Annotated in this window: 12 protein-coding genes and 1 tRNA gene; 8 read left to right on the forward strand and 5 right to left on the reverse strand. The window is 68.6% G+C overall.

The window, feature by feature from the left end; all coding sequences use genetic code 11:
* Positions 1 to 155 precede the first annotated feature (155 nt).
* The 5 genes from QPK32_RS02585 to QPK32_RS02605 all read left to right on the forward strand — a co-directional run bounded on the left by QPK32_RS02585 (position 156) and on the right by QPK32_RS02605 (position 9,258).
* Positions 156 to 2,414: a TonB-dependent receptor gene (locus tag QPK32_RS02585; protein ID WP_290411215.1), complete on the forward strand. Its 2,259-nt coding sequence runs from the start codon at positions 156 to 158 to the stop codon at positions 2,412 to 2,414.
* Positions 2,415 to 2,496: 82 nt separating this feature from the next.
* Positions 2,497 to 3,378 carry a carotenoid biosynthesis protein gene (locus QPK32_RS02590; RefSeq protein WP_290411216.1) on the forward strand — a complete coding sequence of 294 codons (882 nt, stop codon included), beginning with the start codon at positions 2,497 to 2,499 and terminating at the stop codon, positions 3,376 to 3,378.
* Positions 3,375 to 4,784: an oxygenase MpaB family protein gene (locus tag QPK32_RS02595; RefSeq protein ID WP_290411217.1), complete on the forward strand. Its 1,410-nt coding sequence runs from the start codon at positions 3,375 to 3,377 to the stop codon at positions 4,782 to 4,784. The genes QPK32_RS02590 and QPK32_RS02595 overlap by 4 nt, the downstream gene beginning before the upstream one ends.
* A 5-nt stretch (positions 4,785 to 4,789) precedes the next feature.
* Positions 4,790 to 8,338, forward strand: coding sequence for a hybrid sensor histidine kinase/response regulator (locus QPK32_RS02600; RefSeq protein ID WP_290411218.1), 3,549 nt, complete (start codon positions 4,790 to 4,792; stop codon positions 8,336 to 8,338).
* A complete protein-coding gene (locus QPK32_RS02605; RefSeq protein WP_290411219.1) occupies positions 8,335 to 9,258 on the forward strand; it encodes a diguanylate cyclase in 924 nt (307 codons plus the stop codon). Before QPK32_RS02600 ends, QPK32_RS02605 begins: the two co-directional genes overlap by 4 nt.
* Before the next feature lie 31 nt (positions 9,259 to 9,289).
* Here the strand turns inward: QPK32_RS02605 and QPK32_RS02610 are convergent, their stop codons facing one another.
* Entirely contained in the window at positions 9,290 to 9,700 is a 411-nt protein-coding gene (locus QPK32_RS02610) for a DoxX family protein (RefSeq protein ID WP_290411220.1), read from the reverse strand.
* A 172-nt stretch (positions 9,701 to 9,872) separates the two neighbouring features.
* Positions 9,873 to 14,405, reverse strand: coding sequence for a discoidin domain-containing protein (locus tag QPK32_RS02615; RefSeq protein ID WP_290411221.1), 4,533 nt, complete (start codon positions 14,403 to 14,405; stop codon positions 9,873 to 9,875).
* Between the two features lie 466 nt (positions 14,406 to 14,871).
* Between QPK32_RS02615 and QPK32_RS02620 the strand changes: the two genes are divergently transcribed.
* Positions 14,872 to 15,840 carry an IS1595 family transposase gene (locus QPK32_RS02620; RefSeq protein ID WP_290411222.1) on the forward strand — a complete coding sequence of 323 codons (969 nt, stop codon included), beginning with the start codon at positions 14,872 to 14,874 and terminating at the stop codon, positions 15,838 to 15,840.
* Positions 15,841 to 16,020: 180 nt separating this feature from the next.
* Here the strand turns inward: QPK32_RS02620 and ppk2 are convergent, their stop codons facing one another.
* The 3 genes from ppk2 to QPK32_RS02635 form a co-directional block, all read right to left on the reverse strand.
* Positions 16,021 to 16,941, reverse strand: a complete 921-nt coding sequence (gene ppk2, locus QPK32_RS02625) for a polyphosphate kinase 2 (protein ID WP_290411223.1) — start codon at positions 16,939 to 16,941, stop codon at positions 16,021 to 16,023.
* A gap of 76 nt (positions 16,942 to 17,017) precedes the next feature.
* Positions 17,018 to 18,283, reverse strand: a complete 1,266-nt coding sequence (locus QPK32_RS02630; protein ID WP_290411224.1) for an MBL fold metallo-hydrolase — start codon at positions 18,281 to 18,283, stop codon at positions 17,018 to 17,020.
* Between the two features lie 148 nt (positions 18,284 to 18,431).
* Positions 18,432 to 18,502, reverse strand: a tRNA-Cys gene (locus tag QPK32_RS02635).
* A gap of 265 nt (positions 18,503 to 18,767) precedes the next feature.
* Here QPK32_RS02635 and QPK32_RS02640 point away from each other — a divergent pair.
* Both QPK32_RS02640 and QPK32_RS02645 read left to right on the forward strand, forming a co-directional pair.
* Positions 18,768 to 20,924 carry a TonB-dependent siderophore receptor gene (locus QPK32_RS02640; protein ID WP_290411225.1) on the forward strand — a complete coding sequence of 719 codons (2,157 nt, stop codon included), beginning with the start codon at positions 18,768 to 18,770 and terminating at the stop codon, positions 20,922 to 20,924.
* 112 nt (positions 20,925 to 21,036) lie between these two features.
* Positions 21,037 to 22,194 (forward strand): sensor histidine kinase KdpD, encoded by a 1,158-nt coding sequence (locus QPK32_RS02645; RefSeq protein ID WP_290411226.1) that lies wholly within the window; start codon positions 21,037 to 21,039, stop codon positions 22,192 to 22,194.
* Positions 22,195 to 22,196: the final 2 nt, after the last annotated feature.

The raw sequence follows: 22,196 nt of genomic DNA on the forward strand, positions 1-22,196 counted from the left end.
GTTATTGAGCACTATTTCGTATCGGTACTACCTGATAGACTGCTGGGTTTCATCCGCACGCAATAAAATCTCACCAAAATTCACGCGGGATGTAGCAGAGGTGTCGGCGGATACGCCGTGCCGGTAGCAGAAACATAATAACAATGGGAATGTTCATGAATAAGCAACAAGGTCGCACGGCTCCGCGCGCGCTGGCGCTCGCCATCTCGGGCATCGCCTGGGGTGCCGCCCACGCCCAGGCGATGCCGCCGGCGGCCGGCAACGACCAGGCAGCGATCCAGGAAGTCATCGTCACCGCGCAACGCACGGCCACGCCGGCCTCCAAGACCCCGGTGGCCATGAGCGTGCTGGACGGCGCGCAACTCGAGAAGGCCGGCCTCGACACGCCGGGCGACATCGCCGACCGCCTGCCGAACACCTACCTGCAGAATTCCTACGACGGCCTGCGCATCACGATCCGCGGCATCTCGAGCTCGGACAATACGGAAAAGGGAGACCCGTCGGCCGCCTTCATGGTCGACGGCATCTACATCGCCCGTCCGCAGAGCCAGAACGTCTCGTTCCACGACATCGACCGCGTCGAAGTGCTGCGCGGCCCGCAGGGCACGCTGTACGGCCGCAACACGACCGCCGGCGTCGTCAACGTGATCAGCAAGGCGCCCGTGTGGCAGCGCGAAGGATCGATCGGCATCACGGTCGGCAACTACGCCACGCACAAGGTCGACGCGATGCTCAACCTGCCCGTCAACGACGTGCTGGCGCTGCGCGCCGCGCTCACCTGGAACGAGCACGATTCCTACCTGCGCAACGGCACCGGTACTTCCCGCAAGCTAGGCCTGGACCGCGACGACCGCGCCGCGCGCCTGTCGGCCAAGTTCAAGCTGGGCCAGGACGCCGACCTGCTGGTGCGCTACGAGACGAGCCGCGACGACACCAACAACGACGCCGCCGTCCCCGACACCAATTTCTACAGCGGCATCCCGAAAGGCCAGCCGGTGTGGAACGGCGACAGCACCGACCGCGTGCTCACGAACCGCTTCGTGCCGTTCAATGCGCCGACGGAACAGGGGTATTCGCACAAGAAGACGTCCAGCATCTCGACGGAGCTGAACTGGAACCTGGGCCCGGTGACCCTGTCCTGGCTGGGATCGCACCGCGACTACGAGCACCAGTACCTGTACAACTTCTACTACCGCGTCGCTCCGACGGTGGCGCTCGGCGTGCGCCAGCACTTCGACGGCGACTACAAGCAGGATTCGCACGAGCTGCGCGTCGCCACGCGCGGCGACGGTCCGCTGCAGGCCCAGGCCGGCGTGTACTGGTTCCGCGAGGAGTCGAGCGACCTGTACAACTTCCGCGACCTCGAACGGGCGGGCCTGCCGCCGTATTACGTGTTCCAGAACGACCCGGTCGCATCGCGCAGCAAGGCGCTGTTCGGCCAGGCCAGCTACCGCATCGCCGACGGCCTGCGCGCCACTGCGGGCGTGCGCTTCACCGACGACGACAAGTCGCGCACGGGCACCATCGGCTACCAGCGCACGGCGACCTACAACGCCGCCACCGACCTGCGCGAGCTGAACGTCGGCAGCATCTCCAGCAACAAGACTACCTGGCGCCTGGGCCTGGACTACGACCTGGCGCCCGCCACGATGGTGTACGGCTCCGTCGCCACCGGCTACAAGTCGGGCGGCTTCAACGACGGCTGCGTGGCGGGCAGCGCGGCGAACGGCATCGGCTGCCCGGCCGGCAGCGCCGTGCCGGCCGAGAGCCTGGTCTACCAGCCGGAAACGGTGCGCGCCTTCGAAGCCGGCCTGAAGACCCGCTTCTGGAACAATCGCGCCAGCCTGAACCTGGCCGCCTTCCACTACGACTACAAGAACCTGCAGCTGTCGGCCGAGGCGGTCGTGAACGGCAAGCCGCGCTACGAGACGGTCAATGCCGGCGAAGCGAGCGTGCGCGGCCTGGAAGCGGACGGCCAGGTATTGGCGACGGCGGCGGACCGCTTCACGTATGCGCTGACGCTGCTCGATGCCCACTACACCCGCTACGCGCCCGACGGCGTGCACTCCTGGGCCGGCACGAAGCTCGACCGCACCCCGACCCGCACCGCCTCGCTGGGCTACGAGCATCGCCTGCGCCTGGCGGGCGGCAGCCTGGTGGGCGCCGTCGGCACCCGCGCCAGCTCCGGCTACCTGATCTCGGTGCCGTCGCAGCAGCTCAAGTTCCGCGTCCCGGGCCATGCGGAATCCGACCTGCGCCTGGGCTGGGAGCCGGACGGCGCGCGCTGGAGCCTGCAGGCGCGCGTGCGCAACCTCGAGGACAAGGTCCGTCCGCTGACGATCAGCGGCGCCGGCCTGACGGTGCCGAGCAACCCGCGCACCGCCGACCTGCGTTTCGACTACCGCTTCTTCTAACCCCACCGGAAGGCGCGGCGCCACGACGCGGCGCCTTCCAATGTTTGCGTCACGCCCCACCCTGCACCAAGGAGCCATCGCCATGACCTCGCTGCTGCACCGATCCTCGCGCATCCCGTCCCTCGCCGCCTTCTTCCTGCTGGCCGGCTTCCTCGTCGTCCTGAGCGCGCGCGGCTATGCCGAGACCACGCCGCTGCTGGTGGCGAGCTCGCTGCTGATGTTCGGCTGCTGCTGGACCAGCGCGATCCACCTGCTCGGCAGCCGCGCGGCGCTGGCCCTGGTGCTGATCGCGATGTCCGTCGGCTGGATCGCCGAGCAGCTCGGCGCCACGCTCGGCTGGTTCTTCGGCGACTACCATTACACGGCCGTGCTGGGCCCGCGCCTCTTGGCCGTGCCGGTGGTGATCCCGATGATGTGGTTCGCGCTGTCCTACTGCGGCTACGTGATCGCGAACCTGATCGTCTGGCAGGCCCCCGTCGCGCCCAACGCCTCGACCGGCATGACGGTCCTGATGTCCGTGGTCGGCGCGATGGTCGTGACCTGCTACGACCTGGGCGTCGACCCCTATATGGTCTACGTGCTCAAGGCCTGGATCATGGCCCGCACGGACGGCTGGTGGTTCGGCGAGACCATCCAGGGCTTCGCCGGCTGGATGATCGTGGCGTTCGCGATCGGCCTGCCGTTCCGCCTGCTGCTGCGCAGGCGCCCGGCGGCCCCCTCGCGTCCGCCCACGACGCGCCACCTGCTGGTGCCCCTGTCCGTGTACGCCGGCCTGATGGTGTTCCAGGTCTGCCTGGGCGATCCCCACGAGGCGCGCACGATCGCCCTGTTCGCGATGGGGTTCCCGCTGCTGACGGCCGCCTGCGGCCTGCTGCGCTGGCGCGCGGCGCAGCGCCAGGCGGCGCCGGCGGCGGATGAGCGCGTGGCGGCAACGCCGTCCGCCGCCCTGAAGGAGGCCGCATGATGCGCGACGACCTGCCGCCGGCATCGGACAATCCCGCGCTGCGCGCCGACCCGCTGGCCGACGCCGCCATCGCGCGCGCCCTCGGCCCCGTCGGCGACGCGGGCCCGGACATGGCCGCGATCGCCCTGCTCAACGGCGAGATCGCGCGCTGGCGACACAACCGCGACCTGGACGGCTGGCGCGCCAGCCCCGGCCTGCCGCCGCACATGGCGCAGGCGCTGGAAGACTACGTGGCCGCCGCGCGCGTGCTGCCGCCCTGGGCCGACGCCGGCGCCATCGCGCGCGCCGAAGACCTGTTCATGGACATGAGCATGGCGTCGTGCACGCTGCTGTTCTGCGCCAGCCTGCCGCAGTGCTACGTGATGCCCGACCTGGCCGCCGTGCTGCACGCGGCCGGCCAGCTCGAACGCCATACCGACTACCGCGTGCGCTCCACCGCCGCGATGATCTTCCCCGTCATGCTGCGCGGCGGCCTGACGGATCCCGACGGCGGCGGCGTCGCGCAGGCGCTCAAGGTGCGCCTGATCCATGCGACGATCCGCCACCTGATCCTGCGCGGCGACGCCGCCGACGCCCTGGTCGCCCCGCGGCGCCTGCCGCGCATCGCCCCGCGCGGCCAGGGCGTGCACCACACCCTGTACGCGCGCGGCTGGGATATCGACCGCCGCGGCCTGCCCTGCAACCAGCAGGAGCTGGCGTACACGCTGCTGACCTTCAACTACGTATTCCTCAAGGGCATGCGCGACCTCGGCATTCCCGCATCCGGCGCCGACGAGCAGGCCTACCTGCATGCCTGGAACGTACTGGGCCACCTGCTCGGCATCGAACGGGGCCTGATGGCGGACACGATGGACGAGGCGCGCGCCCTGTTCGACGCGATCCAGGCAAGCAACGCCGGCCGCTTCGGCGACCACGACGGCGAGCAGCCCGACCCGCGTCCCGCGCTCGCCGCCGACCTGGTGGCGGCGCTGCAGCACTATATCCCGCTGCGCCTGCTGAAACCCTTCCCCGTGCTGCTCACGCGCCGGCTGTGCGGTCCGGCCGCCTCGCGCGCCCTCGGCCTGACGCAGCAGGTGTCGCTGCCGGCGCGCCTGGCGTTCGCCCTGGCCGCCGGCCTGGTCAGGACCATCGACACCGTGGCGCGCCTGGCCATCCCGGATTTTTCGCTGTCGCGCCTGGCTACCCGCGTGCTCGGCTACCACCTGACGACACGCCTGCTGATGGACCAGACGCGCCCCCTCAAATTGCCCGATGCGCTGCTCAACAGCGTCCAGGAGACGATGCACAGCTGGCGTACGGACCCGCGCGCGCCGCGCTGGATCCGCACGCTCGAACAGCGCTTCACCGCCGGCCGCAGCGACGCCGGCGCCACGGCGAGCGCCAGTGAAGCGGCAGCAAAAGGATGATCGCGATGTCCGCAGCCTTCCGTTTCTTCCTCCCTCCGCTCCTTTGCGGATACCTGCACGCGGCCCTCCGTGCCCTGCCGTGCCTGATCGCCATGCTGTGCCTCGTGGCGCCGCCCGGGGCGGCCGCCGCCGGCGTACCCGTGGCATCCGGCGCGCCGCTGGTGCTTGACGGTCATGCTTCGCGCATCGAAGCCTGGCCGGCCGTGACGGTGCTGCACGATCCCGACGGACGGCTGCAGGCGGATGCCGTGCTGGCTGCGCCCGAGCGTTTCTCGGCACCGCAGGGCGCGTATGCGACACTGGGCATGGTCAAGGGTCCGGTCTGGCTGCGCCTGCCCGTCCAGGTGGGCGCCGGCGACGACGGCCACTGGGTCATGAAATTCGACTTCGGCCTGCTGAACCGGATCGACCTGCACGTCGTGCGCGACGGCCACGTCGAGCGCCACCTGGTGGCGCGGCGCGGCGCCGCGCCGGAAGGGTCGCTGGACGGCCCGATCCCCGCGTTCTCGCTGTCCCTGGCGCCTGGAGCGCACTACGAGATGCTGGTGCGCGTCGATACCAACGGGCCGAAGATCATGCCCGTCGAGTTCGAGAAGCCCGACGCCTTCTTCCGCAGCGCGCTGGCCGAACAGCTGCTGCAGGGCGCCCTGATCGGCCTGACCATCTGCCTGCTGCTGTACAGCCTGGCCCAGTGGGCCAACCTGCGCGACGGCCTGTTCGGCGCCTACGCGCTGCTGGTGGGCGGCATGGCCTTGTACAACACGGCCTGGTTCGGCCTGGGCGCCCACTACCTCTGGGGCGGCAACGAATGGGCGACGATCCACGTCACGGGCATGGCCTCGCTGTTCGCGGCCTGCGGCGCCTACCTGTTCGTGCGTAGCGTGCTCAAGCGTCCGGGCCGCGACCGCAAGTTCGGCATCGCCATGCACGTGCTGGCCGCGCTGTGCATCGTCAGCGCCGCCGCCTTCGCCCTGGGCCTGATCGCGGACGCGGCGCTGGTCGCCATCGTCGCCTCGCTCGGCATCCTGCCCAAGCTGCTCGGCCTGCCCGGCTCGATCTCGCGCGCGCGCCGCGGCGACGCGGTCGGCATCTATTTCCTGCTCGGCTGGGGCGTCAGCTTCGTGACCTCGGTGATCCTGGCCGAGGTCATCAAGGGCCAGGCGCCGGCGAACTTCTGGACCATGCACGCGCTGCAGTTGGGCAGCGCCTTCGACATGGTCGTGTTCATGCGCATCCTGGGCCTGCGCACCAAGGACATCCAGACGCAGATGCAGCGCGCCGAGGCGGCCACGCGCATGAAGTCGGAATTCCTCGCCAACATGAGCCACGAGATCCGCACCCCGATGAACGCCATCATCGGCATGAGCCGCCTGGCGCTGATGGCCGACCCCAACCCGAAGCAGCGCAACTACCTGGGCAAGATCCTGGGCGCCGGCGAGCACCTGCTGGGCATCATCAACGACATCCTCGACTTCTCCAAGATCGAGGCCGGCCGCATGACGGTCGACCGGGTCGCCTTCGAGCTCGACGAGATGCTCGAGCACCTGGCCAGCATCACGGCGATCAAGACCGACTCCAAGCGCGTCGAGCTGATCTTCAGCGTGCCGCGCGGCGTGCCGCCGCGTCTCGTGGGCGACCCGCTGCGCCTGGGCCAGGTCCTGATCAACCTGACCAACAACGCCGTCAAGTTCACCGAACAGGGCGAGATCGTCGTCGCCGTCGAGGTGGTCCAGAGGAACGGCGGCGAGGTGCTGCTGCGCTTCTCGGTCAGCGACACCGGCATCGGCATGGATTCCACGCAGCTGGCGCGCCTGTTCCAGTCGTTCACGCAGGCCGACAGCTCGGTCTCGCGCAAGTACGGCGGCACCGGCCTGGGCCTGTCGATCTCGAAGCAGCTGGTCGAGCTGATGGGCGGCACCATCCAGGTCAGCAGCACGCCCGGCGAGGGCAGCCGCTTCAGCTTCACCGTGTCGCTGGGCATCGCCGACGCCGCCAGCGCGCCGGCGCCGCTGTCGGCGGCCGCGCTGCAGCGCATGCGCGTGATGGTGGTCGATGACAGCGCCAGCACGCGCGGCGCGCTGGTCGAGATGCTGGCCGGCTTCGGCATCCAGGCCGACGCCGTGGCCTCCGGCGAGGAATCGCTGGCGCGCCTGGCCGCCGCCGTGGACAGCGGCGCGCCCTACCAGGTGGTGCTGATGGACTACCTGATGCCGGGCTGGGACGGGGTCGAGACGATCCGCCGCATCCGCGCCGACCGCCGCTTCCCGGCGCCGCCGGCGATCCTCATGATCAGCGCCTATACCCGCGAAGGCGTGCTGCAGCGCGAGGGCGACCTGCCGCTGACGGGCTTCCTGACCAAGCCGATCGGGCCCGCCCTGCTGTACCACAGCCTGGTGCAGGTGCTGCGCCCGGACGCCTCCGGCGCCGGCCAGGGCGCGTCCGGCCCCGACGCGACGGTGTCGGCCGCCGAGCTGGATCGCCTGGACGGCGCCCGCATCCTGCTGGTCGACGACAATGCCAACAACCGCGAGGTCGCGCTCGACTTCCTGGCGGCCGCGCGCGTCCAGGTCGACGTCGCCACCGGCGGCCTGGACGCCGTGCGCATGGTGCGCGACCACGACTACGACCTGGTGCTGATGGACATCCAGATGCACGGCCTGGACGGCCTGTCGGCCACGCGCCAGATCCGCGCCCTGCCCGGCCGCGCCGCGCTGCCGGTCGTGGCGATGACGGCGCACGCGATGGCCGGCGACCGCGAGAAGAGCCTGGAGGCCGGCATGAACGACCACGTGGTCAAGCCGATCGATCCGGACCTGCTGTTCCGCGCCCTGCTCAAGTGGATCGACCCGGCGCGCCTGCGGGGCCGCGCGCTGCCCGGCACGCCGCCGGCCCCGCCCCCGTCGCCGTCGGCCGACGTCGTCGACACCGACGGCCTGCCGCCGGTGCGCGGCGTCGATTGGGAGCGGGCGCTGGCCAATGCCGGCGGCCGGCATGCGCGCCTGTACCGGCGCATCGCCAGCTTCCAGCAGGAGTACGAATCGGCGCCGCTGCTGATGCGCGACGCGCTGGCCGGCGGCGACTACGCGCCGCTGCAGGCGCTGGCGCACAACCTGAAGTCGGGCGCGTCCTACATCGGCGCGGCCCCGCTGGCGGCGCTCGCGGGCACGCTGGAACACGAGCTGCGCGCCGGCCGCCAGGACCGCGTGCCGGTGCTGGCACCGGACCTCATCGTGGAGCTGGACGGCGTGCTGGCCGGCCTCGCGCGCACCCGCGCGCTGGCCGCCGCGGCCCAGCCGGCGCCCGCCGGCGCCGACCTGCCGCTGCTGGTCGAACGCCTGCGCGACTTCCTTCGCGCCGACGACGCGCGCGCCGAGGACGCGCTGGCCGACCTGCAGGCGGCCCTGGCCACGACCCGCCACGCCGGCGTGCTGGCCGCCGTGCGCGCCGCGGTCGACGAGATCGAGTACGAAGCCGCGCTGCGCCTGCTGGGCGACCTGGAAGGAGCGCTGGCGGACGAGGCGGCCGCGCGCGCGCAGATGGAAGGGGCGCCATGAACCGCGTGGAACCGCAGAAGGTGCTGGTCGCGGACGACGACCCGATCAACCGCCAGGTGCTGGCCGAGCTGCTCAAGCCCGAATACACGGTCCTGCTGGCCAAAAATGGCGAACAGGCGCTGGAGCGCGCCGCTCGCCATGCGCCCGACCTCGTGCTGCTGGACGTCATGATGCCGGACCTGGACGGCTACGAAGTGCTGCGCCGCCTGCGCGCCGACCCGCACACGGAGCAGATCGCCGTGATCTTCATTTCCGGCCTGGACCGGCCCGAGGACGAGGCCAACGGCCTCAAGATGGGCGCAGCCGACTATATCGCCAAGCCTTTCAACGCCACCGTCGTGATGGCGCGGGTGGCGCTGCACCTGCAGCTGGTGCGCCAGCGGCGCATGCTGGAAAGGCTGGCGAACGTCGACGGGCTGACCGAGCTGGCCAACCGGCGCCGCTTCGACGAGCTGTATGCGATGGAATGGCAGCGCGCCCAGCGCAATGGCTGGCCGCTGTCGGTGGCCCTGCTCGACATCGACGCCTTCAAGCAGTACAACGACCATTACGGCCACCCGGCCGGCGACCGCGCGCTGCGCGCCGTGGCGCGCACGGCGGCGGCCTGGATGCGCCGTCCCGCCGACCTGGCCGCGCGCTACGGCGGCGAGGAACTGGTGCTGCTGCTGCCGGACACGGACGCCGCCCAGGCGCGGACCCTGATGGAAGAACTGCGCGACGCCGTCGCCGCGCTGCAGGTGGCGCACGCGGCGTCGCACGTGGCGCCGGTCGTCACCGTCAGCATCGGCGGCGCCACGCTGGGCAGCCACCGCGACATCGGCCCGGAAAGCGCGGCCGAACTGTTCGAGGCGGCCGACGCCCACCTGTACCGCGCCAAGCAGGAAGGCCGCAACCGCGTGGTGTGGCGCACCGCGCCGTAAAGCCAGGGTGGGCACCACGTGCCCACGGCGCTCAGTCGCCGCCGTGCAGCGTCGAGAGCACCAGCAGCCCGCCCACCATGCACACGTGTTCCATGAAGGTGATCAATTCGTTGTGACGCGCCTCTCCGGCGGCTTGCCAGAAGCCGTGGTACAGCACCGTGGCCAGCGCCGTGAAGGCGGCCAGCGCCCAGCAGCTCGGACGCAGCCAGCGCCCGAGCATGATGGCGGCGCCGGCGGCGATCTGGAGGACGATGGTGGCGGCAAGCAGGAAGGGCGGGAACGGCAGGCCGCCGCCGGCCACCTCGGCCAGCGCGCCCTGCCAGCCCTGGACCTTGTCGATGCCGGCCCAGACGAACAGCAGGCCGACCAGGATGCGGCCGACCGTGCGGACGGTACGGTCGATGGGAGAGGTTTGCAGCGGTGTGGATTGAGATGGTTTCATGAGCGCAATCTACACCGCCGCGTCTTGGCACGCCTCCGACTTTCGTAGGATCGCGCAAGCGTCGCTCCCGCGCAGGCGGGGACCCAATATTGCTGGCGCATCGAAAACGCTTGCCGGACTTGGGTCCCCGCCTGCGCGGGGACGACGTCTCACTTAGGTTACGGGTGCCCGCTTACTCGAACACCTTCGCTTCCGCCACCGACCACCACGCATCGGCGCTGCCCGTCTGCACCACGCGGATGAAGCGCGCCGTGCGCTTGCCCAGCGGGATCGACAGGTAGGCATCCTTGCCGGTGCCGCTGGCGACCGGATCGCTCCAGGTCGTGCCGTCGTCGGACAGGCGTACTTCCCAGGCGCGCGGCCAGTCGTTCGAATTGGCGTCCAGGTCGAGCTGCTTCACGGTGCGGCTTGCGCCCAGGTCGATCTGGAACCACTGGCCCGGCTGCTGCACGGCGCCGGAGGTCCAGCGGGTGCCGGCCTGGCCGTCGACCGCGTTGGCCGGCGCTTCGCCGCTGGCGGAGGCGCTGACGATCCAGCCGTCGTGCGCGATCTCGCTGACGGCGCCGATGCCGTTCCAGGCCACGTTCACCTCGGCCAGCGACCACCAGTTATCGGCGCTGCCGGTCTGCTCGATGTGCAGGTAGCGGCCCTTGGCCGGCGCGAAGGTGGCGGCCACGCGCTGGGTCTTCAGGCCATCGGCCGTGTACACGGGCTCGCCCCAGGCACCCTGCTCGCCCGTCTCGGAGACGTAGATCTTCAGGCCGTGCGGATAGTCGCCGGTGCGGCCGGCGGCGTCCACCACGACGCTGTCGAGGATGCGGCTGCTGCCCAGGTCGATGCGGAAGTACTGGCCCGGCTGCTGCGGCGCGCCGCTGCTCCAGATCGTATCGCGTTTGCCGTCGATGGCGTGCGCGGCCGGGTCGCGGTCGAAGCTCGACGAGGCGTATACCGTCCAGGCGCTGCGGTCGAAGGCGCCGGTCGCCGGCGGCAACGCCGGTTCGGCCGGCTGCGTGGGCGCGGCCGGGCTGCCGAAGCTGGCCACCTTGATCTCGGTGATCGACCACCAGCGGTCCGACGTGGCCGTATTGACGATCTTGATGAAGCGGGCGCTCTGCTTGCCCAGGCTCAGCACCAGGCTGCTCTCGCCTTCGCCCGATGCGACCTTGTCGCCCCAGGTCTTGCCGTCGGCGGACACGTAGATCTCGTAGCCGCGCATGTAGTCGCCCGTATTGCCGGCGCTGACGAACAGCGTGTCGAAGGTCTGCGTTTCCTTCAGGTCCAGCACCACGGACTGGCCCGGCACCTGGGTCTGGCCCGAGCTCCAGCGCGTGTCCGGGTCGCCGTCCAGCATGTTCTTGGTCGGCTCGCCGTTCGGGAAGGACGACTCCACCGTCCAGCCGCTCGTGGCCAGGTAGGGGTCGCTCGGCGCCGGCAGCACGGGCGCGACGGTGACCGTCTTCATCGGGTCGACGGCCACGGTCGAGTGGGCCGGCACCACGGCCGAACCGGTGATGCCGCTGCCGTCGCTGAACTTGACGGTGCGCTCGACGTCGGTCGGGTTCCACACCTGCGCCTTGTAGCCGTTCGGGCCCTTGTACACGGTGGCGGCGGGCCAGCCGACGGCGACGATGTCGTTGCTGCGCTCGCCCAGGCTGGCCATCGAATTGATGAACCAGTAGGCGTTGAACGCTTCGGATGCCTTGACGGCCTTGCCGTCCCACTTGGCCAGCGCGCCCTTGGCGTCGCTCAGCGCCTGCATCGGCCACACGATGTGCTGCCAGTCGCGCTCGTCGCCGCCGCTGTCGCTCACGAAGCCCTGGTACAGGCGCGCGACCTTGGCCGCGTCGCGGGCGTAGTAGGTCAGCCATTCGGCGGTCGGCACCCAGTGGATGCCGTAGACATAGGCCGGGTAGTCGCCGAAGTAGGTGATGAAGGCGTTGGCCGCGTCGTAGACCTGCCCCACCGTCGCATGGGTGTAGTTCGGCAGCCAGTTGTCCTGGTCGTAGTTGAACCAGTACTGCTCGATCGCCTTTTCCTCGGTGGTGAAGCCATAGATGCCGGCGTCGCGGTAGGCGTCGTTGCCGGTCGCCAGGCCCCACAGGTACTGGCCCACCCAGCTGACCAGCGCTTCGCCCGCCGCTTCCTGGTTGTTGCCGCTCATGTTGTCGCCGTAACCGCCGGCCCAGGAGTGGCCCGAATACGGATTGAAGTTGCGCAGGTAGGGGAACATCGTGTCGGTCCGCGAGGGATTGGCATAATCGCGGATCAGCATGTCGATCATCGGGCCGTAGTCCGTCACGAAGCTCTTGTCGTAGTTGGCCAGCACGCCCGCGGCGAAGGTGAAGTAGCCGTAGGTGAAGTGGTGGTCGGTCAAGCCCGTGTTGATGCCGAAGCCCGTGTGGTAGCTGACCAGCGAACCCCACGATTTCACGTAGTGGAAGTAGGTGCCGAGCTTCGTTTCGTTCTCGTTGTAGTCGAGCCAGTCGGCGAAGATCGCGCGCAGGCGCGCGACGTAGCGGTCGCGCCGGTTCACGTCGCCGATCTGGTCGGCCACGATGATGCCCATCGCCAGCGGGTGCAGCGCCTTGCCCTGCCAGTACGGATCGACGTTCATCAGGCCCGTGTTGGTGCTCTGGTCCAGCTGGTCGAGATAGCCGGCCAGCTTGGCGCGCGAGTACTCCGGATTGCTCGGCTCCACGAACTGCGGGATCACGCCGTGGAAGCGGTCGACGGTCTGGAAGCTGTTGCCCGTCATGAGCTTGAGGTCGCCGCGCACGGTCGGGAACATGCGGCCGTCCAGGCGCGCGCCGGACAGCTTCCACTGGTGCGGGAACAGGCCCATCATGGTCTCGTTCGAGAAGCCGGCGCGCTTGACGGTGGTCGTCGTCGTGAAGTCGGTGCTCACCTGCGACGTCGCCAGGTCGACCTTGTAGCTGGACTTGGTGCCGGTGACGAAGGCATACGCATGCTGCTGGAAGTCATTCAGGTCCGCGGCCTGCGGCATCGTCGCCACGGACAGGTATTCCTGGCCCGTCGGCAGCGTCACCTTGATCGCGTTCCCCACGCGCATGAAGGTCGAGCCGGCCGGCGCGAACACGCCGTAGTAATGGCTCGAGGTCTTGGCCGGCTGGCCCTTGTCGGTGCTCAGCACCTCCATGCCGATCACGTCGCCCTGCACCGTCTCGAAGTCGTTGGCCAGGATCGTGTTGCCGTCGCGGTCGAACAGGCGCACCAGGTTGTAGGCGGTGAGCTGCACCTTGTCCGGATTGGAGAAGGTGTTGAAGACGTAGGGCGAACCCTGCACCAGGGTGCTGGTCATCTTCGGCGTGGCGTCGTCGCTCATCACGACGTCGACGTGGTAGTCGCCGTAGCCGGCCACCTTGGTCGTGGCCTTCGACGGCAGCATGTTCACGGGGCGGATGTACAGGTCGGTGTCGCGGCCCGTGTCGACCGAACTGCCGCTGGCGTTCAGGTAGCCGGCGTCGAGGGTGGTGATGCCCAGGCCATTGCGGCTGTAGTTCGAGCGCAGCGGATGCGTGACGAGGCTGTTGCCGTTGCCGAAATTGGCGATCAGGAGGTGCTGCCACCAGTCGTTCGACGGGATCGGGCCCTTGATGGCGTCCGTCTTGTAGGTCGGCGGCGGCGGTTCGAGCTGGGCGATGTCGTTCACTTCGTAGCTGCCCTTGCCGACGGCGACGCGCTTCGGCGCGGGCGGCAGGTCCGGCAGGGTGTAGACGGGCTTGGCGTCGCCGTCGCGCCACGGGAACACCTTGAACTCCAGCATCGAGTAGCCGAACGAGGTGGCGCGCGCGATGCCGTGCATGCGCACGTAGCGGCCCGTCGCGTACAGGGGCACGCGGTCGTTGCCGCCGGGGCTGGCCAGCGTGCGGTAGACGGTGGTCCAGGTCGAGGCATCGTCCGAGACCTGGATCTCGTAGGCGCGCCCGAAGGCGTTCTGCCAGTCGAATTCGACGGCGCCGATGACGGTGCTCTGGCCGAGGTCGACGTAGATCCACTGGTCGTCGCCGTAGGTCGAGGACCAGCGCGAGCCGGTGTCGCCGTCCGTGACGTTGGTGGCCAGGTAGTCGCGCGGAGTCAGCTCCTTCGGGTGGGCCGGATCGTCGATCTCCTGCGAGGATGCGACCACCGAGCGGCCCGCCGCGATATTCGGCGCCGGGGCCTGGACCGCGCCCACGCCGCTGCCGTAGACGTTGAATTCGAGGATGGAGTAGCCGTAGGCCGGGTTGTTGCGCTCCGTGCCCAGCACGCGCAGGTAGCGGGCGTTCAGGTCCAGCGGGATCCGGTTCACCAGCGACTGGTTCGGTTCCGGCGTGACGTACGCGCGCTCCCAGTGCACCTCGTCGTTCGACCACTGGATCTCGAAGGTCTTGGCGAACGCGCCTTCCCAGTTGATCTCGACGCGCGAGACGTGGGCGTTGGCGCCCAGGTCGACGTAGAGCCACTGCGGGTCCTTGCCCCATGCGCTTTCCCAGCGCGACTGCAGCGAGCCGTCGACGGCAAGGTCGGGCATGTTGTTGTCGCGCACCGACGAGGCGTACACGGGGCGGTCCACGGAAATGAGCTGGTCCTGCGCCTGGGCGGCGGGCCAGGCAAGCTGCAGCGCCAGCGCGATTCCCGCCAGGCGCAGCGCAGGACGGTTCGTACGCAGCGAGCGCAGAAGTACCGGTTTGGTTCGATGGGTCATGGAGGTCCTCATGGAAGAAAAACGCGCACCGGCAGCGCGGGGTGGTGTCAAACGTGGAATATTGAACGGCGGAAACTCTAACATAATGACACTGGATTTTTGTTGCCGTGCGGAACTATCTTTGGTAATGCCACCCGACAATTTCGGACAATTTGAAGACAAATAGCCGGGAACTTCGCTCAACTGTTGACAGCGATAAAACGACCGTGTCAAAGAAGGCAAGTAGATTGATGAAAGCGCAATATAAATAAAGGAAAAATTTTCCGGGCTCAGCCTTGTCATCTTCCTGACATCGCGACGCACTAAGATGGCGTCACTCTCTTCGTGAGTTTCCTTATCGGATACTTCGTTCATCCGCCTTCCTCCGGGTCGGCGGATTTTTTTTGGCGCTGTTCGCGTTAGTTATGTGAACCGAACGCCATCGCTGCGGTCTTAGCCAAGGTCGAGGTAACTCATGGGGACCGCAATGCGCAGCATGGTGTTCGACGACTTGTTGGCCGTCCTGAAGAACTTGCCGCTACGCTTCGACGATCTGGCGCGGCTACGTCACTGGCTGGCCTCCATCGCGCATCCGGGCGAATGCCTGGCCCTGATCGAAGGCGCGGCCGGCACGCCTGCTTGTCCCCACTGCGCATGTCTCCGCGTGCACCGCTGCGGCCAGGCCAGCGGCTTGCAACGCTTTCGTTGTTGCCGCTGCCGGCGCAGCTATAACGCCTTGACGGGAACGCCGCTCGCGCGGCTGCGCAAGAAGGAAAAATGGCTGCCTTATCTGCAGTGCCTGCTCGAGTCGCGCACGGTACGCGATGCCGCCACGGTTACCGGGGTACACCGCACGACCAGCTTTCGCTGGCGCCATCGTTTCCTGCCGGGGGCCATGCACGAGCGTCCGGCGGCATTGTCGGCCATCGTCGAGGCCGATGAAACTTATTTGCTCGAATCGCAGAAGGGCTCGCGCCACTTGAATCGGGCGCCGAGGAGACGGGGCGGCGTGGCACGGCGCCGCGGCATCAACCGCGAGCACGACTGCCTGCTGGTGGCGCGCGACCGTGGCGGTCACACGTTGGATTTTCATACGGGCCGCGGCGCCGTCACGGCAAGCCAGCTGGCGCGGTGCCTGGGACCGGTCCTCGCCGGTGACGCGCTGCTGATCAGCGATGCGGCGCCCGCTTATCGAACCTTTGCGGCGAAGGCGGGGTTCAGTCATGAAGTAGTGAACGTGAAAGCGGGAATCCGCGCACGCGGTGCGCTTCACATCCAGAATGTGAACGGTTGGCACAGCCGTTTCAAGACCTGGTTGCTGCGCTTTCGCGGCGTGGCCAGCCGCTATCTCATCCATTACTCCGGATGGCAGCGCATTCTGGACGACCGGCGCCTGACGACACCGGTCTTGCTACTGCGCGCGGCACTGCGTTGCCGCCGGTCTGCCGGCATCTAACATAACTAACGCGAACAGCGCCTTTTTTTTGCCCGTTCGTGGTAACGCGAGAGGGAGGCGCGCACCGGCCTCCCGCTGCGAAGCAGGATTGGACGGTGGGGCCCTGAAAGGTTGCAGTCGATGGGTGGTCCCGGAGCAAGGACAGGGCGGACGTGAAGCGGAACGGGCCGTCGCCCGCCGTCAGTAGATATCCGGCACGATGATCTCCGGCGGCACCGGCCGGCGCACATAGTCGTCGTGGTACTCGCGCTCCGGCAGCTGGATCGTCGGCCGGTCGACTTCCTCGTACGGGATCTGCTGCAGCAGGTGGTGGATGCAGTTCAGGCGCGCGCGCTTCTTGTCCACGCCCTGCACGACCCACCAGCGCGCTTCCGGAATGTGCGTGCGTTCCAGCATGACTTCCTTGGCCTTCGTGTACTCCTCCCAGCGCCGGCGCGACTCCAGGTCCATCGGGCTGAGCTTCCACTGCTTGAGCGGGTCGTGGATGCGGGACAGGAAGCGCGCGTTCTGCTCCTCGTCCGAGATCGAGAACCAGTACTTGATCAGCTGGATGCCCGAGCGCACCAGCATGCGTTCGAACTCGGGCACGGTCTGGAAGAATTCCTCGTACTGGTCGTCCGTGCAGAAGCCCATCACGCGCTCGACGCCGGCGCGGTTGTACCAGCTGCGGTCGAATAGGACGATCTCGCCGGCCGCCGGCAGGTGCGGGACGTAGCGCTGGAAATACCACTGGGTGCGTTCGCGGTCGTTCGGCGCCGGCAGCGCCACCACGCGGCACACGCGCGGGTTCAGGCGCTGCACGATGCGCTTGATGGCCCCGCCCTTGCCGGCCGCGTCGCGGCCTTCGAACAGGATCACGACCTTGTGGCCCGTGTGCGCGACCCAGTCCTGCAGCTTGACCAGCTCGGCCTGCAGGCGGAACAGCTCGCGGAAGTAATCGCGCCGCGCGCTGCGCTCGGCCTCGGTCTGGGATTGCGCCGGCAGCAGCGTGTCCGGGTCGAGGTCGCGGTCGTCCAGCTCCAGTTCGAGCTCTTCGTCGTAGCTGTCGGCGATGTCGAGACGGACGCGCCGGACCAGGTCGGGGTGGTCGGTATTCCTCATGGTGTGCCTTGTCAGGGTGGAGTTCGGGGTGGCCCGACTCTACCCGGCCCCCATGACAGGGCCATGACCGCGCGTGTCAGGCCAGGTAGGGTCCCGTGACGAGCGCCACGCGGTCGTCCTCGTCGCGGTTGTCCGTCACGGCCACGTGAAAGCGCGCGCCGCCCGGCGCCACGCGCACGACGACATGGCCGTCGTGGCTGCGCATGCGGCTGGTCAGGCGGCCGTTGGCGAGCATGTTCTCGCGCATCACGGAAGTCGCGAACACGTCGCGCGGCCCCGGGTACAGGCGCTGGCTGAACATGCGCTCGAGCTGCAGCATGTCCGGATGCGCGATGTGCCAGCTCGGTACCACCCATACCTGCGGCCGCAGCGCACGCACGACCTCGGCGTCGAGGCCGTCGAACATGCCGTGGTGGTCCGCCGTCGCCACGCTGGCCGGCCCGGCGGCCTTTGCGGCCGGGCCGAGGATATCGCGCCAGGGTAGCGCGCCGTCTTCCGTGTAGCTGGTCAGGTCCCCCGCCGTGAAATAGGAAAAGCGGCCGTAGCCGAGGCGGACCGCGATCGAGCACACGTTCTCGTTCGGCCAGTCGGCCCGCGCCAGCGTCGACAGCGGCGGAAAGTGCGCGACCGCCGACTCGCCCTGCCCGCTCCACACCTCGCCGTTGGCGGCCACGTTGCGGATCTCGAAGGCCGGCGCGCCCGGACGGTGGCCCATGGCGCGCAACTGGGTCGCGCTGCCGACCTTGACGCGCTCGACGGCCCGGCCGGCGCGCCGGCGCTCCTGCACGAAGGCGCGGTAGTTGTCGGCGAACGCGCCCTGGATGGGCGCCGGATACGCGTAGTCCGGATAGCCGCGGTCGACGACGGTGCCGATCTCCAGCAGCTCGGCCACGTCGGTGACGCCGCTCAGGCGGTACTTGCCGTTGGCCGCGAGCGGCGACGCCGCGCCGACGTCGCCCGTGTGGTCCGGGTGCACGTGGGTCACGAGCAGGTAGTCCAGGGCAACGAGTCCGGCGCGGCGCAGGTGGCGGCGCGCATAGCGGCCGATCCACTCGCCCGCACGCCGGCTGGCATCCGGCCGTGGCGCCACCGAGGTATCGAGGCCGTTGTTCGATGCCCCCGCGTCGATCAGCATGCTGGTCCCGTCGGGCAGCATCACGAACGTGGCGTTGCCGCGGCCCGTGGCGATGTGGTGGATGTCGAGCCAGCCCGGCTGCCAGGGCGCGAGCGGGCTGCCGGCGCGATCGGGCAAGGCTTCGTCGGCGGCGGATGCGATGGCGGGCGACGCGGCCAGGGCGAGCATGGCGCGCAGCAGCGCGCGGCGCCGGGGTTGCGCGGGCATCACGCGCGCACCATCGAGCAAGCAGGAACGACAAGGCTGGGACAGGAATGCGTCACGATGGGTCCTGAATAACGATCATCCTGCAAGCGTAGCACGCAGGCATGACCCGACCGTGAAAAAAGAAAACCAAGCGGAAAAGCCGGGGATGAGGCGAGGGCAGGAATTGAACCTGCCTCCACGGCGTTGCAAGCCGTTGCATGACCTCTTTGCTACCTCGCCGTGGATGATCATATGTTTTTCGCATTTGGCGGGCGTGCGCTGGATCAAGGGACTCCCCTTGACGGTGCATGTCACCGGCATGTGCGGAGACATGGGCATCGCCGACCGGCGAGCGACGCGGCTCGGCCGCATGCGTCCCATCCTGTCCTCATCCGCAATTATTTCTCTCTAGAAAAGTAGATCATTCGCCCACGCCTCGCTATAATTGCGAATGATTCTTATTAACTTTAGCCGGCACGACGCCGGCCACCAGCCAGGAGTTCCGATGTCCCGCCCACGTTCGTCCCGCTTCCCGCAATCCGATTCCGCACGCCTGCTGCGCCTGCATCCGCTGGCCCTGGCTTGCGCCCTGCTCGCCGCGGGCAGCCCGGCGCTGGCCGCCGAGCCGGAGACGCCGGCCGTCCCGGAAGTGCAGGCGGACACGAACGTGGCCACCGTCACCATCACGGGCGCCAACGCGAAACAGGGCTACACGGTGCGCGACAGCGCCACCGCGACCCGCCTGGACCTGTCGCTGCGCGAGACCCCGCAATCGATCTCCGTGGTCACGCGCGAGAAAATGGACGACTTCAAGCTGAACTCCGTCAACGACATGCTGGCCAGCACGCCCGGCGTGACGGTGGAATCGATCGAGACCGATCGCGTCTACTACACGGCGCGCAGCTTCGAGATCACCAACTTCCAGTACGACGGCGTCGGCATTCCCTTCGTGTTCGGCAATGTCACCGGCAACTTCGACACGGCGCTGTACGACCAGGTCGACATCGTGCGCGGCGCCAACGGCCTGCTGTCCTCGACCGGCAACCCGTCCGCCACCGTCAACTTCACGCGCAAGCGCCCGGGCGACAAGCTGGCCGCCTCCGCCGGCCTGACCTACGGGACCTGGGGCCACAAGCGCTTCGACGGCGACGTCACGATTCCCCTGAACGAACAGTGGGCGGCGCGCGTCGTGGTGGCGCGCGACCAGGGCGGCTCCTGGCTCGACCGCTACAACCTCACCAAGACCGTGGCCTCCGTCATCGTCGAAGGCAAGCTGGGCGCGAACGACAAGGTCGCCGCCGGCTACACCTACCAGAAGAGCGCGGCCGACGGCGCGATGTGGGGCGCGCTGCCGCTGTACTACACGGACGGCACCCCGACCAACTACCCGACCGCCGCCAACACGGCGCCGGGCTGGACCTACCAGGATGCCGCCGTCAACAGCACCTTCGCCGAATGGACGCACCGCTTCGGCAACGGCTGGACGGGCAAGGCGACGGCCACCTACAACCTGTCGCCCACCGATTCGAAGCTGTTCTTCGTGTCCGGCATCCAGGACCGCGCGACCGGCCTGGGCCTGACCAGCTACCCGTCGCTGTACCGCTCGAAGTTCAAGCAGAAGCTGGCCGACGCCTCGGTGACGGGCAAGTTCGACCTGGGCGGCCGCAGCCACGACCTGAGCTTCGGCGCCTCGTGGGCGGAGTCCCGGGTCGACCAGTTCTCGGGCTACGGCCAGGGCATCGGCACCGACCTGCCGGGCAATACCGCCGTCGACGGCAGCTATCCGGAACCGGCGTTCGACGCCAGCATCGCCAACAGCGGCTTCACCGACAAGCGCAAGAACGCCTTCGTGGCCGTGCGCTGGAACCTGGCCGACGACTGGAAGCTGCTGACGGGCGCGAACCACGCCAAGGTCGACACCAGCGGCAACAGCTACGGCGTCGACAGCTACCGCTCGGCCAGCAAGACCTCGCCGTACGCGGGCCTGGTCTACGATATCAACCGCAACGTGTCGGCCTACGCCAGCTACACGGCCATCTTCAATCCGCAGAGCGAGATCGACGCCAGCCGCCAGCCGCTGGCGCCGGTCGAGGGCAAGACCTACGAACTGGGCGTGAAGAGCGAATTGATGGGCGGCCGCCTGAACCTGTCCGGCGCCGTCTTCAAGACCAAGCAGGACAATGCCGCCCAGCTGCTCGGCTACCTGAACGGCGTCGACGCCTACTACGAAGGCATCAGCGCCAAGTCGAAGGGCTTCGAGCTGGAGGCGAGCGGCCAGCTGACGCGCAACTGGAACGCCAACATCGGCTTCGCCCAGCTGTCGATGGAAGGCAACGAGGGCGAGGACGTCAAGACCTATATCCCGCGCAAGACGGTGCGCGCCGCCACCACCTACCGCTTCCCGGCGCTGCCGGAGCTGAAGGTGGGCGCGAGCGTCAACTGGCAGTCGCGGATCTACCTGGACGACGTCGCCGCCGTGATCCGCCAGGGTTCCTACGCCACCGTGGGCCTGATGGCCCAGTACGACATCACGCCGCACCTGAAGCTCTCGGCCAACGTCTACAACCTGACCGACAAGCGCCACCTCCAGAGCCTGTACTGGAACCAGAGCTACTACGCGGCGCCGCGCAACGCCAGCGTCAGCCTGAACTGGACCTATTGAACGCAAGCGCAATGAAAATGTAACGGCGGGGCTGCTCTGCCGTTACAGTTGCCGCGCTCCGGCGGCAAACTGGCGTAGCATGGTGTCCACACCATTCGACCCGGGGGACTTCATGAGCCTAGCCAGCGACCAGGACGCCGGCGAGCAGCGCCTGTCCGAGAACGCAAGGCGCATGCTCGCCCTGCGCGAACAGGTCTTCGACACCTGGTCCCGCCGCGTGCGCGACCAGGTCCTGCAGGCACGCGCCCTGCAGCAGCCGATCCTGATCGACACCCTGCCCGTCTTCTACGACAACATCGCGCAGAGCATCAGCCCCGACTACCCGCGCACCTCGGCCGTCGATGGCACCACGGTGGCGGCCGAGCACGGGGGCGAACGGGCCCGCATCACCACCTACGACCATGCCGCGCTGATCGAGGAATACCAGCTGCTGCGCTGGGCCATCTTCGAGGTGCTGCACCGCGAGGGGGTGGCCCTCGACCACGTCGAGACGCATGCCGTCCACGCGTCCATCGATTCCGGCATCCAGCAGGCCGTGGAAGCGTTCTCGCTCGTGCACAGCGGTTTTCGCGAGCGCTTCGCGGCGGCCCTCACGCACGACCTGCGCAATCCGCTGGCGGCGACCGTGACGGCGCTCGAAGTGATCCTGCTGACCAGCGACCCCACCCGCATCAAGGCGGTGGCCGCCAAGGCGCTGGCGAACACCCGGCGCATGAGCGGCATGATCGACGAGCTGCTCGACACGATGGCGTTCCACGGCGGCCGCAAGATCCAGCTGGCCATCGAGCGGGTCGACATCCACGCGGTGGTCGAGGAGGTGCTGGCCGATGCCATCGCCGCCCACGGCAACCGCTTCGCGGTCGAAGGCGGCACCTTGCAGGGATGGTGGGACCGCGCCGCCATGAAGCGGGTGACGGAAAACCTGGTGACGAACGCCGTCAAGTACGGCAGCATGGGCACGCCGATCACGATCCGCACGGGCGAGATCTACGGGCGCCTGGTGCTGACCGTCCACAACGAGGGCGAACCCATCCCCGCCCAGGAGCAGGAATGCATCTTCCAGATGTACCGGCGCGCGGAATCGGCCAGGCGCGAGGCCAAGGGGGGCTGGGGCATCGGCCTTCCCTATGTGCGCGCCGTGGCCGAGAGCCATGGCGGCAGCATCGGCCTCGACAGCAGCGTCGAGCGCGGCACCACCTTCGTCGTCGATATCCCGCTCGACGCGCGGGCGCACCAGAACACCAGCAGCCTGGCCCAGGAACAGGCGTGAGG

Origin of the sequence: Massilia sp. YIM B02763, assembly GCF_030412015.1 — a bacterium.
Classification (GTDB): Bacteria; Pseudomonadota; Gammaproteobacteria; order Burkholderiales; family Burkholderiaceae_D; genus Telluria.

Coding starts and splice junctions, on each gene's coding strand:
- QPK32_RS02585 (WP_290411215.1), top strand. CDS start 156: ATGAATAAGCAACAAGGTCGCACGGCTCCGCGCGCGCTGGCGCTCGCC.
- QPK32_RS02590 (WP_290411216.1), top strand. CDS start 2,497: ATGACCTCGCTGCTGCACCGATCCTCGCGCATCCCGTCCCTCGCCGCC.
- QPK32_RS02595 (WP_290411217.1), top strand. CDS start 3,375: ATGATGCGCGACGACCTGCCGCCGGCATCGGACAATCCCGCGCTGCGC.
- QPK32_RS02600 (WP_290411218.1), top strand. CDS start 4,790: ATGTCCGCAGCCTTCCGTTTCTTCCTCCCTCCGCTCCTTTGCGGATAC.
- QPK32_RS02605 (WP_290411219.1), top strand. CDS start 8,335: ATGAACCGCGTGGAACCGCAGAAGGTGCTGGTCGCGGACGACGACCCG.
- QPK32_RS02610 (WP_290411220.1), bottom strand. CDS start 9,700: ATGAAACCATCTCAATCCACACCGCTGCAAACCTCTCCCATCGACCGT.
- QPK32_RS02615 (WP_290411221.1), bottom strand. CDS start 14,405: ATGACCCATCGAACCAAACCGGTACTTCTGCGCTCGCTGCGTACGAAC.
- QPK32_RS02620 (WP_290411222.1), top strand. CDS start 14,872: ATGCGCAGCATGGTGTTCGACGACTTGTTGGCCGTCCTGAAGAACTTG.
- ppk2 (WP_290411223.1), bottom strand. CDS start 16,941: ATGAGGAATACCGACCACCCCGACCTGGTCCGGCGCGTCCGTCTCGAC.
- QPK32_RS02630 (WP_290411224.1), bottom strand. CDS start 18,283: ATGCCCGCGCAACCCCGGCGCCGCGCGCTGCTGCGCGCCATGCTCGCC.
- QPK32_RS02640 (WP_290411225.1), top strand. CDS start 18,768: ATGTCCCGCCCACGTTCGTCCCGCTTCCCGCAATCCGATTCCGCACGC.
- QPK32_RS02645 (WP_290411226.1), top strand. CDS start 21,037: ATGAGCCTAGCCAGCGACCAGGACGCCGGCGAGCAGCGCCTGTCCGAG.